Origin of the sequence: Providencia sp. PROV261 (assembly GCF_028477945.1) — a bacterium.
In the GTDB taxonomy this organism is placed as follows: Bacteria; Pseudomonadota; Gammaproteobacteria; order Enterobacterales; family Enterobacteriaceae; genus Providencia; species Providencia stuartii.
In genome coordinates this window covers 71,143-84,588 of sequence record NZ_JAMPMC010000014.1, presented here as the reverse complement: position 1 = coordinate 84,588, position 13,446 = coordinate 71,143, and the positions used below count along the sequence as shown (strand labels likewise).

Sequence of the window (13,446 nt, the reverse complement as noted above, 5' to 3'; positions counted from 1 at the left end):
ATTCTATAATAAATAACTAGGCGCCTTGCCATTAGCTAATTTGCTTAACCTCAACACGTAACTCTTTAGGCACTTCAAACACAATATTTTCTTCGCGGCCTTGAAGCTCTACAACCTCATCGGCGCCAAACTCTTTCAGTTTATCGATCACTTGGCGAACTAAAATATCAGGCGCTGAGGCTCCCGCAGTCAAACCGATAATTTTTTTATCGACTAGCCACTCTGTTTTAATGTCTTCAGCACCATCGATGAGATAAGCTGGTTTTTTCATTCGGGAAGCCAATTCCGCCAAACGATTCGAGTTTGACGAATTTTTAGACCCCACAACCAACACAATATCTGCACGCTCAGCAAGTTCACGCGCTGCTTCTTGACGATTGGTCGTCGCATAGCAGATATCATCTTTACGCGGGCCAACAATGCTTGGGAAACGTTGAGTTAATGCATCAATAACGTCAGAGGTATCATCAACCGAGAGCGTTGTTTGGGTCATAAAGCACAAATTATTTTCGTCTTTTACTTGCAGCTTCCAGACATCTTCTGGGCTTTCAACAAGGTACATTCCACCTTCTGGGTTACTGTACTGCCCCATGGTACCTTCTACTTCTGGATGGCCTGCGTGACCAATCAAAATAGCTTCTTTGCCTTTTCGGCTAGCACGCGCCACTTCCATATGTACTTTGGTCACCAATGGACAAGTCGCATCAAATAACATCGTCAGATCACGTGAGCGCGCTTCTTGACGAATAGCTTGAGAGACGCCATGAGCAGAAAAAATCAGGATCGAGCCATCGGGTACTTCAGAGATCTCTTCAATAAAAATAGCACCGCGCTGACGCAGATCATCTACCACATAACGGTTGTGAACAACCTCATGGCGTACATAAATAGGTGCACCATAAAGCTCAAGTGCTCTTTCTACAATGCTGATCGCACGGTCTACCCCTGCACAAAAGCCACGAGGGTTAGCCATTAATATTTGCATTTTGACTCTCCAATTGCGGGTCAATCTCAAGTACTTCAATATCAAAAGTGATTTGTTGCTCTGCTAACGGATGATTAAAATCAATCGTCACAGATTCACCTTCTATTGATTTTACTACTCCAGGCATCTCACTGCCATTCATTGCAGTAAAAAGCATGATTGTGCCAATCTCAGGTATCCCTGTTTCCGTAAAATCACGCAGAGAAAAGTATTGAATTAAATCAGGATTATGTTTACCGAAGACCGTATCACCCGGTAATGAAAAACTTTTCTTTTCACCCACACTCAGCCCAACTAATTGCGCTTCTAATTCAGGTGAAAGTGAACCATCCCCTAAACTAAACAACGCAGGTTTACCCTGACTATGGGAAGAATCGGCTGTCGAACCATCTTCTAGTTTCAACGTAAAATGCAACAATACCGCGCTTTGTGGTTGTACCTGAGTAGACATAAATCGAACCTATTTCTATTATAAAAATCAGCCCGGCAGAACCGGGCTGAGGGTTATTATATCAGTTAATTTGCTTTCTTTTTGTCCTTGTCAGGCAAGAAGCCTTCTAAGATCACTAAAGCGGCACCAATACAAATCGTAACATCTGCAAGGTTAAATGTTGGGTAATGCCAATTGCCTATATAAAAATCAATATAATCAATGACAAAGCCATGTATTAAACGATCACTCAGATTGCCAATTGCTCCACTGATAATCAACGCATAAGCGATATTGCTTAGTCGTTTTTGCGCGCTTTGGCGATACATCATTACCATTAAAATGACAGATATCGTCACCGCGATGCCAGCAAAGAACCAACGTTGCCAGCCTCCCTCATCAGCAAGAAAACTAAATGCGGCACCAAAGTTTTGTGCATACATCAAGTTGAGGTAAGGCATGATTGGATGTGGCTCATACAGGTTCATCTCTTTCAAGACTAACTGTTTAATGCCTAAATCCAATGCAATCAGCACAACGGTTAACCACAACCAACGTAACCCAGTAGAACAAATAGGTCTCTTCATTATGCAAACTTACGTATTTCACCGTTTCCGGCTACGTTAGTGACACAGCGACCACACAATTCAGGGTGATCAGCAACGGAACCTACATCATTAGCATAGTGCCAGCAGCGAGGACATTTTTCACCAGCAGCCTTGCTAAAGCCAATTTTCAAGCCACTTAGCTCTGATTGTTGTGCATTCGCTGGTGCCTCAGCAATATCAGCAACTCGTACTTGAGAGGTCAACAACACAAAACGGAGCTCATCCGCTAAGCTATTGAGCTTCTCTGCAAGCGCTTTATCCGCATACAAGGTGACAGAGGCCTCTAATGAGCCACCGATATGTTTATCTGCACGTGCTTGCTCAAGAACTTTGTTAACTTCACCACGAACAGCAAGTAGCTCAGCCCAGAAATCATCATTCATGCTTTCTGTTTCTGCCAAACCAAATAATGCGTCATACCACTCTTCGGTTAATACAAACTTAGCACGCTCACCTGGCAGCTCGTTCCAAATTTCATCCGCAGTGAACGACAGTATTGGTGCAATCCAACGAACCAAGGCTTCCGCAATATGGAATAACGCTGTTTGGCAGCTACGACGAGCAAGGCTATCACTCTTCGCGGTATACTGGCGATCTTTAATGATATCCAGATAGAATGAGCCCATTTCGATAGAGCAGAAATGCATAAGGCGCTGAATGACTGACAAGAAGTCATATTCGTCATAAGCTTTAGTGATCTCTTTTTGAGCCTCAAGTGCACGCCCTACTGCCCATCTATCTAACACCACCATCTCTTCAGGTTTAACCATATCAGTTTCAGGGTTAAAGCCGTTCAGGTTAGCCAGTAAGAAACGTGCAGTGTTACGAATACGGCGATAAGAGTCTGCCGCACGTTTTAAGATCTCATCCGATACCGCAATTTCACCAGTGTAATCGGTAGATGCCACCCATAGACGTAAAATATCAGCACCCAGTTTGTTCATCACATCCTGTGGGCTAATTGTGTTACCTAAAGATTTAGACATCTTGCGGCCTTGACCATCGACAGTAAAGCCATGAGTCAGTACTTGACGATAAGGTGCTTTGCCTTTCATTGCCGTTGAGAGCATCAATGAAGACATAAACCAACCACGATGTTGGTCTGAACCTTCAAGGTACATATCCGCTGAATTGCCGTGATACTCAGGACGTGCATCCACAACGGCAAAATGTGTCGACCCTGAATCAAACCATACATCCAGTGTGTCTGGCACTTTACGGTAGATTTCAGCTTCATCACCTAATAGCTCAGCAGCATCCAGATCCCACCATGCTTGAATACCATCAACTTCAACACGTTTAGCGACTTCTTCCATCAACTCCAACGTGCGAGGATGTAACTCTTCGGTCTCTTTATGCACAAACAGTGACATTGGTGTTCCCCACGTACGTTGACGCGAGATACACCAGTCAGGGCGGTTTTCAACCATTGATTCGATACGTGCACGACCCCAACCTGGGATCCACTGAACGATATCAATCTCTTTTAGTGATTGCTCACGCAAGCCATTCTTATCCATGCCAATAAACCATTGTGGTGTAGCACGGAAAATGACTGGGGTTTTATGACGCCAACAGCATGGATAGCTATGTGAAATAGCTTGCTTATACAGCAATGCGCCTTTTTCTTTCAGTAACTCAACGATGACATCGTTAGCTTTGAAGATGAACACACCATCCAAGGTTGGATAGGTATTCGCAAGGAAGCAACCATCTGGACCTACTGGGTTTGCAGTTTCTAGGCCATATTTTTGACCGACTACATAGTCTTCTGGACCATGACCTGGGGCGGTATGCACTGCCCCTGTACCGGCATCTAGAGTAACGTGATCCCCTAAAATAGCAGGCACATCAAAGCCCATAAATGGATGCTCGAAGCGCAATAATTCAAGGGCACTGCCTTCACATTCGCTCAGCACTTTCCATGACTCAATGCCCACTGTTTTCATGACATCTTCAACGAGATCAGCCGCAAGGATAACGACTTCGCCATTGGCTTCAACCAACTGGTATTTAAACTCAGGGTTCAGTGAGATAGCACGGTTAGCTGGTAACGTCCAAGGCGTTGTGGTCCAAATGACTAGCGCTGGCGTTTTATCACCCACTACGCCAAATTTTTCGTACACCGCGTTGCTATCTACGGCAGGGAAACGAACGTAGATAGATGGTGACGTTTTGTCATAGTATTCAACTTCTGCTTCAGCAAGTGAAGACCCACAAGCGGTACACCAGTGAACTGGTTTTGCCCCTTTCACTAGGTGACCATTAGCGATAGTTTTCGCCAATGCTCTGATAATGTTTGCTTCTGTTTTGAAGTCCATCGTCAGATACGGCTTATCCCACTCACCCAAAACACCAAGGCGAATAAAGTCAGCTTTTTGGCCTTCAATTTGCTCTTTAGCATATTGACGGCATTGTGCACGGAATTCAGCGGCGGAAACTTTCTCCCCTGGCTTGCCTACTATTTGCTCAACTTTATGTTCAATAGGTAAACCATGGCAATCCCAACCAGGGATGTATGGGGAGTCAAAGCCCGCCAACCCTTTGGATTTAATAATAATGTCTTTGAGAATTTTGTTGACTGAGTGACCAATATGAATACTGCCGTTAGCATACGGAGGACCATCGTGCAGAATAAATGTTTTTTTGCCCGATTTTGCTTTACGGATAGCATGATACAAACCTTCTTTGTACCAGCGCTCTAACATCTGTGGTTCGCGTTTGGCGAGATCGCCACGCATTGGAAACCCTGTTTCTGGTAGATTCAGGGTATTTTTATAGTCACTCATCGATTCTCAGTTCCATTTTCCGCTAAATTATCTGACATTTATTGCCGCTAAGTAATCCCTAGCCGCAATCACATCTTTAGCGATTTGCTCCTTAAGCGCGTCTAATGAAGCAAACCGCTGTTCGTCGCGTAATTTCTTACGCAACACGACATCAATATGACGTCCGTATAAATCCATATTGGCATCAATCAGATGGACTTCTAATTGCTGCCCTTTACCAGATACTGTTGGCCTAGTACCTATATTTGCTACACCAGGCAAGGGCTTATCCCCTAAACCGTAAACTTCTACAGCATACACACCCGTCACAGGTGTGACTAATCGTTTTAATGGCAGGTTTGCCGTTGGAAAACCGATGGTACGCCCAAGTTGGTTTCCATGCACAACACGCCCACTGATACGATATGGGTGGCCTAATAACGTTTCTGCTAATGCCAGATCGTTATCTTGTATTGCTTTGCGAATCGCAGTGCTACTGATACGCAACCCCGAATCACAAAAACTTTCTGTATCCGCGACTTGAAACCCATACTGGCTACCTGCTTGCTGTAGGAAAGCAAAATCGCCCATACGATTCTTACCAAAACGAAAATCATCGCCTATGGCGAGGTATTTTACGCCCAATTTTTTTACCAGTAGTTCAGCGACAAACTCATCTGGCGTTAAAGAGGCAAAATGTTGGTTAAACTCAACACACAGTAGGTAATCAATCCCACTGTCTGCCAAGTATTTCACTTTGTCTCGCAGACGCGTCAAACGAGCAGGCGCTTTATCACCAATAAAAAACTCAAGGGGTTGTGGTTCAAAAATCATCACGACAGAGGGTAACCCCAACTGCTCACCCTTTTGCTTCAAATTTTGAAGTAAAACCTGATGCCCACGATGGACACCATCAAAATTACCAATAGTCAGCACGCAACCATGATGGCACGCCCGGATATTTTGTATACCGCGAATTAGCTCCATAACAGGCTCAATACCGAGGAAATTGCTGGATTATACCTTGTACGACGCTTAAGGTTAACCCAAGTTCGTAAAAGGTTTCATTCAATCGCTATTTTTTGATCAATACACAAGCTACAGCCCAGTTTTAGCCTGAATAAAACCCCGATTAAGCGGTTTTAACGAAAAAAATTTAGCTGTTGCTGAATATAAAGATCAAAATATAGGGATAACCAATGGATTATCAATACAACAAAATTGCGCTGAGGTCTCGAAAAATCGTAAATTTTTCTGATTTTCGTCCAGACTTATGCAAGCCATTGTTCTCAATGACCAATAAACAAACAATTATTGCGTGATAATTATACTAACTGCTATTATCTTCAACTCAAAAATTTTTTCAGTAAAAAAATTTTTTATTATGTGCCATCAAATACGCTTTTTTTTCGCGTGAAGATCTGTATTCCTCTAGCATTTGCTGGTAGAATCTTGCACCATTCACAAACGCACTTACGTCGATGTACACGACGTTTATTTGCACAAATCCATTGACAAATGAAGGGCGAAAGGGCATATTCCTCGACCTTTGAATTGTCCTCAATAGAATACATTTGGGAGTTGGACCTTGGCTAATATCAAATCAGCTAAGAAACGCGCTATACAATCTGAGAAACGTCGTCAGCACAACGCTAGCCGTCGTTCTATGGTGCGTACTTTTATCAAGAAAGTTTACCTTGCTATCGCTGCTGGCGATAAAGAAGCGGCTCAGAAAGCATTCAATGACATGCAACCTATTGTTGATCGTCACGCCACTAAAGGCCTGATCCACAAAAACAAAGCAGCGCGTCATAAAGCTAACTTAGCAGCTCAAATCAAAGCTATGTAATTTTGCTTCTTGATTAGCTAAAAAAACCGGCTTCTGCCGGTTTTTTTGTCTGTTAAACTTTTTTCTCAAGCTTATCAAATGGCGCTGAGAACAGATTGGAAAAATCTTTGTTACAGACACGCTGAACCGCAGGATGTTGGATCATGCGTTCCGCAAAAATGACAAAATACTCTTCTTTAACGCTATCTAGCCGACCGAGTTCGATAACATCCTCCCCTCCCAAAATATCCGCGGCATATAATGAGGGAGCAACAAAGATTGCATTGTGATGCATACCAAAGGCTTTCATTAAAGCAGCATCATCAAATTCACCAAGTACTTCAACTTGCAAATTCTTATTACGGATCCAAGTCAATAAGTGGCGTCCTAACATTGAACGGCGACCTGGGATCAGCAAACGACGCTCTTCTAAACATTCAGGGAATGGCTTTTTAGGTGCAGGGTCGCGGCAAAAGAAACTCACACTGCACTCGCCTAACTTCACAGAAAATAGGCCTTCTTGCTGTGATGAATCGACTGGGCAATCAGATAAAATCATATCAAGTTTGTGTTGGCTCAGTTGCTCAAGCAACATTTCATGAGTCGATTCAAAGCAGCGAAGATGGATCTGCTCATGTTCAACGACTGCCGTTTCTAAAACTCGACTTACTAACTGTTTCGATAAGGCATCAGCAACACCGACATCAAACAACAAATTTGATTCTCGGCTATAATTGACAATATCAAGCATTTCTTGGCTTAACATAAACATTTTGTCAGCGTAGCGAAAAATGAGTTGCCCAAGCTCTGAGGGAACTAAACCGCGCCCTTGGCGCTTAAATAATTTACCGCCTAGCCGCTCTTCTAATGCTTTTATTTGCCCGGTAATGGTTTGAGGGGTTAAATACAACGCTTCAGCCGCCCCAACGACAGACCCTTCTTTACAGACATGCCAAAAATAATAAAGGTGGTTAAAATTAAGGTGTGAAACCCGCATATCGATTCCTTCTGTACCGCCAATAATAATCAATACTGACCATACTATTTTTCACTGCTCCTTTTGCAGGAGTTATATAGATATACCCACAACACAAAAAAGGTGTGTTGCGGGTATATCATAGTCCATTAACTCGGAATTTCTTACTATTTATTTCTGAATTTATTGGAATTCAGACAATCACTATTTTTGTTGAGGTTTCGGTAACACTACCTTTAACAAAAAGTAACCTAAAAAGGCAGCTAATGTTGATCCAAGTAAAATTCCTAGTCTTGAATAGGTACTATAGCTATCATCCAACCCATCAAATGCCAGTCCGGTAATAAAGATAGACATAGTAAAACCGATTCCACATAAAACAGATACTGCGAATACTTGCCTCAAATTAATGGACTCAGGTAATTTTGCAAACCCAAGTTTTACCGAAACCCAACTAAAGAGAAAAATCCCTAAAGGCTTACCAAAAAGTAAACCTGCCGCAACCCCTAAAGGTAATGTACTCATCAATCCATCAAACGTGACGCCGTTTAATTGAACACCTGAGTTGGCAAAAGCAAATATCGGTAAAATCATATAAGCAACCCAAGGGTGTAGCACATGCTCAAGCTCTTCTGACGGTTTTGTATTATTTGTGCCATGCAGTGGTATCAAGAAACCGACAATGACCCCCGCGAGAGTTGCATGCACGCCTGATTTAAGAATACAAACCCAAAGGATCAGCCCGATAACTAAATAAGCTGCGGTATTTTCAACTCGCCGCCAATTCATGATAACCAGTAATGCCACACATAAAGCCGCTAAACCAAGCGCGACTAAAGATAACGAACTGGTATAGAAGAATGCGATAATCACAATGACACCAAGGTCATCAATAATCGCTAGTGCCAATAAAAAGACTTTTAACTCTGTTGGCACTCGCTTACCTAAAAGCGCCATAACCCCTAGGGCGAAGGCGATGTCTGTTGCTGCGGGTATTGCCCAACCTTGGCGTGTAATATCATCAGCGCCATTAAACAGCAAATAAATGAGTGCAGGTGCTAACATCCCACCTAGCGCTGCAACAGCAGGAAAAATAGCTTTATCTTTCCCTGCAAGCGACCCCTCAAGCAGTTCTCGTTTAACCTCAAGACCGACGACAAGAAAGAAAATCGCCATCAAAAAATCATTAATCCATAGAATTAATGGCTTATCGAGCTCTAGTGATGAGATCTTAACGGAGATAGGTATATCTAAAAACTGCTGGTATAGTCCCTGAGCTGGCGAATTCGCCATAATTAATGCGACTATGGCAGCAATAATTAGGAGTAGCCCTCCCGCTGCTTCTAACCTTAAAAATTTACGGATGATTGCTGTCATATATTTAACCCCAAAATAAACAGAGTGTTAATATTATGCTAATCATTAGTTCGTAAAAAGTCGTTTATTTATCAGTAATGATTCGACATTCTCGAGCAATATGAGAAATTACTCACTCTTTTTGTTTAATTACTGTTAAATTTAAATATAGACAAATTTATTTGAATCCATATTTTTCTTTTTTACGCAGTCGCAGTACACATCCCGTTTCTTAAGATAATATGCTTAACAGATCAACCACTAGCCACTTTTTTAGAGTAAACGCTCTTTTTCGTGCCGGCTCACAAAATAAAGCTTCACCATCCAGTGAGTGACAATCAACCTCGTAAGCCCTTCACAAAAAAGCCTCATTACGTAATACTGAATGACAACCTATTTCACCTATTCGTATTATGACAACCTATGTTTTGCTCGCTGTATTATTTGCAGCATTTTGTCACGCCAGTTGGAACGCCATCGTAAAATTCGGTAATGACCGTTTTTTCGGTTTAGTCATGATCTCATTATTTTCTGCGGTGTTAGCAATACCGGCACTGTTTGTGTTGGGGTTGCCTTCCGTTCATGCCATACCTTGGTTAGCCTTATCACTCCTTTTTCATCTTGGCTATGCCTATTTTTTAAGCCAAGCCTATACACATGGTGATTTAGGGCAGATATATCCCATTTCTCGAGGTTCTGCACCGCTTATTACTGCCTTACTCAGTTTGCTAATCTTCCATGAAATGATCTCTTTAATTGGGCTACTTGGGATCCTATTCATTATGAGTGGGGTGATTATTATTGCGTTTGCCGGAAGAAAGCTGACGCTCAATATCACAGGAAAAGCACTCTGTTACGCACTGTGCACTGCTTTTTTTACCGCCTGCTATACCTTATCCGATGGGCAAGGTTCTCGGGCTAGCGAAGATCCTATCGTGTATACGTTATGGCTATTTTTGCTTAACGGCATAGTACTTACTCTCTCGGGCGCTTTGAAATATCAAAAAACCCTGTTTCAAGGTATCAAACAGTATTGGCGCTCTGGTTTAATTGGTGGATTAATGCAGTTAGTGAGTTATGGCATTGCTATCTGGGCAATGAGCCAAGCCCCCATCGTTTTGGTTGCTGCGGTCAGAGAAACCAGCGTACTTTTCGCGATGTTTTTATCTATCGTTTTCTTAAAAGAGAGGTTCAACTTCATGCGCGTTACTGCTTGTGTGATTATTTTAGCTGGTGTGTTACTCGCGAAGCTGAGCCATTAATACAAAGAAAGAAAGGCACTAATCTCAAAAAAAAGCCCGCAACTAAGCGGGCCGTTTAATTTATTATTTGTTAGTTAGGTCATCAAAGAATTTCTTCACGCCGTCTAAAAAGCTTTTTGAGCGTGGGCTATTCTTTTCGCCACTCGTACCACCGAGTGATTCTCCAAACTCTTTGAGTAGCTCTTTTTGCTTCTCATTCAATTTAACTGGTGTTTCAACGACAATATGGCACATGAGATCACCCTGCATACCACCACGAACAGATTTCACGCCTTTGCCTTTCATGCGGAAAATTTTACCGGTTTGGGTCTCTGCTGGGATTTTCAGTTTGACGCGACCATCAAGGGTCGGGACTTCTATTTCACCACCTAATGCCGCAACCGCAAAGTTAATCGGAACTTCGCAATGTAAGTTGTTGCCATCACGTTCAAAAATACTGTGTGGTAACACACGAACTTGAACAAACAGATCCCCTGCTGGTGCCCCATTTTCCCCAGCTTCACCTTCACCGGATAAACGAACACGGTCGCCAGTATCTACCCCTGCTGGGATTTTCACTGATAGGGTCTTATAGCGTTCAACGCGGCCATGACCATGACACTTGTTGCATGGATCTTTAATAATTTTGCCTCGGCCATGACACGTTGGACAAGGTTGCTGTACAGAGAAGAAGCCCTGACGCATGTGTACCTGACCCATACCATGACATGTTGGGCAAGTATCTACGCTGGTTCCCGGTTTAGCACCATTACCATGGCAGACATCACAGGTTTCCAAAGCTGGGATACGGATCTCTTTGGTCACTCCACGGACAGCCTCTTCAAGGGTCAGCTCCATGTTGTACTGTAAATCAGAACCACGGCTTGGGCGCTGCTGTCTGCGGCCGCCTCCAAAAATATCACCGAAGACGTCACCAAAGATATCGCTAAAATCAGCACCGCCGCCAAAACCGCCGCCGCCCATGCCACCTTGCTCAAAGGCAGCATGGCCATACTGGTCGTAAGCTGCGCGCTTCTGCTCATCGGACAGGACTTCGTAAGCTTCTTTTATCTCTTTAAATTGAGCTTCTGCTTCATCTTTTTTATCCTGATTACGGTCAGGATGATACTTCATTGCTAAACGCTTATATGCGCGTTTGATGTCTTTATCTGAAGCATTTTTTTCGAGGCCTAAGACCTCATAAAAATCTCTTTTCGCCATTTATTTTACCCTTAACATGCCGACACGGGCGTGGAGTTTCCTCGACGCCCGTGTTCGGTATCAGTAACCATTAATAACCATTAGCAAGGTCACTGCGCCCGCTAAGGGCATTATTTTTTGTCTTTATCGTTAACTTCTTCGAACTCAGCATCAACAACATCGTCATCTTTCTTCGCTTCTGCGCCTGCGCCAGCATTTGCTGAGCCAGCTTGAGCTTGTTGTTGTGCAATTTCCAGAAGTTTAGCTGAAGCAGTTACTAAAGCTTGGATCTTCGCTTCGATATCTGCTTTATCTTCGCCTTTGATTGCTGCTTCTAGCTCAGATGTTGCTTTTTCGATATTCGCTTTATCTTCTGCTGGCAGTTTATCGCCTGCTTCTTCAATTTGCTTACGCGTACCGTGGATCAGTTGGTCAGCTTGGTTACGAACCTGAACTAACTCTTCAAATTTACGGTCTGCTTCAGCGTTCGCTTCCGCGTCACGTACCATTTTTTCGATTTCCTCGTCGTTCAGACCGGAAGAAGCCTTAATGGTAATGTTTTGCTCACGACCACTGTTTTTATCTTTCGCTGATACATGCAAGATACCATCAGCATCGATATCAAACGTAACTTCGATTTGTGGCATACCACGCGGTGCTGGTTGAATACCATCTAAGTTAAACTGACCCAGTGATTTGTTATCACCGGAACGCTTACGTTCACCTTGCAGAACATGGATTGTTACTGCAGCTTGGTTGTCTTCTGCTGTTGAGAACACTTGGCTATGTTTCGTTGGGATAGTGGTGTTCTTCGGAATTAACGGAGTCATCACGCCACCCATTGTTTCGATACCTAAAGACAGTGGCGTTACGTCAAGTAACAGCACGTCTTTAACATCACCCGCTAACACACCACCTTGAACTGCTGCACCTATTGCAACGGCTTCATCTGGGTTCACGTCTTTACGTGGTTCTTTCCCAAAGAAATCAGCAACTGCTTTTTGTACCAAAGGCATACGGATTTGACCACCAACCAAAATAACATCGTTGATGTCATTTACGCTTAGGCCAGCGTCTTGTAGCGCAACCTTAACAGGCTCCATGGTACGTTTAACTAAATCTTCTACCAGTGACTCTAATTTCGCACGAGTCACTTTGATGTTCATGTGTTTAGGACCTGTTGCATCTGCTGTAATGTACGGCAGGTTAACATCTGTTTGCTGTGCAGAAGAAAGTTCGATTTTCGCTTTCTCAGCCGCTTCTTTCAGACGTTGCATTGCCAGCGGGTCATTACGTAGGTCAACACCTTGGTCTTTTTTGAATTCTTCAACTAAGTAGTTGATCAAACGGTTATCGAAGTCTTCACCACCTAAGTGAGTATCACCATTGGTTGCCAGCACTTCATATGTTTTTTCACCATCAACTTCATCAATTTCGATGATTGATAGGTCAAATGTACCACCACCTAAGTCATAAACTGCGATAGTACGGTTACCCACTTCTTTATCTAAGCCATAAGCCAATGCTGCGGCTGTTGGTTCGTTGATGATACGCTTAACATCAAGACCAGCAATACGGCCAGCATCTTTTGTCGCTTGACGCTGAGCATCGTTAAAGTATGCAGGAACAGTAATAACAGCTTCTGTTACTGGCTCACCCAAGTAATCTTCTGCTGTTTTTTTCATTTTTTTCAGAACTTCAGCCGAAACTTGTGGTGGAGCCATTTTTTGGCCTTTTACATCTAACCAAGCATCGCCGTTATCTGCCGCAATAATTTTGTATGGCATAATAGCCACGTCGCGCTGAACTTCTTCGTCTTGGAAACGACGGCCGATCAGACGTTTGATCGCAAATAATGTATTTTCAGGGTTAGTCACTGCCTGACGTTTTGCTGGCTGACCGACCAAAATTTCACCGTCTTGTGTGTACGCAATGATGGAAGGAGTAGTACGATCACCCTCGCTGTTCTCAAGAACACGAGCAGCTGTGCCATCCATAATTGCAACGCATGAGTTAGTTGTACCCAAGTCGATACCAATAATTTTACCCATCTA

General features: G+C 43.2%; 11 protein-coding genes. 2 read left to right on the top strand and 9 right to left on the bottom strand.

Annotated features, from left to right (window positions below; translation table 11 throughout):
* Nucleotides 1–31: 31 nt before the first annotated feature.
* The 5 genes from ispH to ribF all read right to left on the bottom strand — a co-directional run bounded on the left by ispH (nt 32) and on the right by ribF (nt 5,778).
* Entirely contained in the window at nt 32–985 is a 954-nt protein-coding gene (gene ispH, locus PR675_RS10015) for a 4-hydroxy-3-methylbut-2-enyl diphosphate reductase (RefSeq protein WP_004926791.1), read from the bottom strand.
* Entirely contained in the window at nt 966–1,436 is a 471-nt protein-coding gene (gene fkpB, locus PR675_RS10010; RefSeq protein ID WP_036941890.1) for an FKBP-type peptidyl-prolyl cis-trans isomerase, read from the bottom strand. The genes ispH and fkpB overlap by 20 nt, the downstream gene beginning before the upstream one ends.
* Nucleotides 1,437–1,501: 65 nt before the next feature.
* Nucleotides 1,502–2,002, bottom strand: coding sequence for a signal peptidase II (lspA, locus tag PR675_RS10005; protein WP_014656811.1), 501 nt, complete (start codon nt 2,000–2,002; stop codon nt 1,502–1,504).
* A complete protein-coding gene (ileS, locus tag PR675_RS10000; RefSeq protein ID WP_004926779.1) occupies nt 2,002–4,812 on the bottom strand; it encodes an isoleucine--tRNA ligase in 2,811 nt (936 codons plus the stop codon). Before ileS ends, lspA begins: the two co-directional genes overlap by 1 nt.
* Before the next feature lie 27 nt (nt 4,813–4,839).
* Nucleotides 4,840–5,778, bottom strand: coding sequence for a bifunctional riboflavin kinase/FAD synthetase (gene ribF, locus PR675_RS09995; protein WP_004926774.1), 939 nt, complete (start codon nt 5,776–5,778; stop codon nt 4,840–4,842).
* 601 nt (nt 5,779–6,379) lie between these two features.
* Between ribF and rpsT the strand changes: the two genes are divergently transcribed.
* Nucleotides 6,380–6,640, top strand: a complete 261-nt coding sequence (gene rpsT, locus PR675_RS09990) for a 30S ribosomal protein S20 (RefSeq protein ID WP_014656814.1) — start codon at nt 6,380–6,382, stop codon at nt 6,638–6,640.
* Nucleotides 6,641–6,692: 52 nt separating this feature from the next.
* On the opposite strand, the gene nhaR is transcribed toward rpsT, so the two are convergent.
* Complete coding sequence (nhaR, locus tag PR675_RS09985; RefSeq protein WP_014656815.1) at nt 6,693–7,616, bottom strand: transcriptional activator NhaR; 924 nt, start codon at nt 7,614–7,616, stop codon at nt 6,693–6,695.
* A gap of 183 nt (nt 7,617–7,799) precedes the next feature.
* A complete protein-coding gene (nhaA, locus tag PR675_RS09980; protein WP_004926760.1) occupies nt 7,800–8,972 on the bottom strand; it encodes a Na+/H+ antiporter NhaA in 1,173 nt (390 codons plus the stop codon).
* A gap of 392 nt (nt 8,973–9,364) precedes the next feature.
* Here nhaA and PR675_RS09975 point away from each other — a divergent pair, with 392 nt between their 5' ends.
* Entirely contained in the window at nt 9,365–10,213 is an 849-nt protein-coding gene (locus PR675_RS09975) for an EamA family transporter (RefSeq protein ID WP_004926757.1), read from the top strand.
* 63 nt (nt 10,214–10,276) lie between these two features.
* Here PR675_RS09975 and dnaJ read toward each other — a convergent pair whose 3' ends face one another.
* The gene (dnaJ, locus tag PR675_RS09970) at nt 10,277–11,413 is read right to left on the bottom strand and encodes a molecular chaperone DnaJ (protein WP_004926754.1); all 1,137 of its coding nucleotides are present in this window, start codon (nt 11,411–11,413) and stop codon (nt 10,277–10,279) included.
* Nucleotides 11,414–11,523: 110 nt separating this feature from the next.
* Nucleotides 11,524–13,443: a molecular chaperone DnaK gene (gene dnaK, locus PR675_RS09965; RefSeq protein WP_004926752.1), complete on the bottom strand. Its 1,920-nt coding sequence runs from the start codon at nt 13,441–13,443 to the stop codon at nt 11,524–11,526.
* Nucleotides 13,444–13,446 lie beyond the last annotated feature (3 nt).

Coding starts and splice junctions, on each gene's coding strand:
- ispH (WP_004926791.1), bottom strand. CDS start 985: ATGCAAATATTAATGGCTAACCCTCGTGGCTTTTGTGCAGGGGTAGAC.
- dnaK (WP_004926752.1), bottom strand. CDS start 13,443: ATGGGTAAAATTATTGGTATCGACTTGGGTACAACTAACTCATGCGTT.
- lspA (WP_014656811.1), bottom strand. CDS start 2,002: ATGAAGAGACCTATTTGTTCTACTGGGTTACGTTGGTTGTGGTTAACC.
- ileS (WP_004926779.1), bottom strand. CDS start 4,812: ATGAGTGACTATAAAAATACCCTGAATCTACCAGAAACAGGGTTTCCA.
- fkpB (WP_036941890.1), bottom strand. CDS start 1,436: ATGTCTACTCAGGTACAACCACAAAGCGCGGTATTGTTGCATTTTACG.
- dnaJ (WP_004926754.1), bottom strand. CDS start 11,413: ATGGCGAAAAGAGATTTTTATGAGGTCTTAGGCCTCGAAAAAAATGCT.
- ribF (WP_004926774.1), bottom strand. CDS start 5,778: ATGGAGCTAATTCGCGGTATACAAAATATCCGGGCGTGCCATCATGGT.
- PR675_RS09975 (WP_004926757.1), top strand. CDS start 9,365: ATGACAACCTATGTTTTGCTCGCTGTATTATTTGCAGCATTTTGTCAC.
- nhaR (WP_014656815.1), bottom strand. CDS start 7,616: ATGCGGGTTTCACACCTTAATTTTAACCACCTTTATTATTTTTGGCAT.
- nhaA (WP_004926760.1), bottom strand. CDS start 8,972: ATGACAGCAATCATCCGTAAATTTTTAAGGTTAGAAGCAGCGGGAGGG.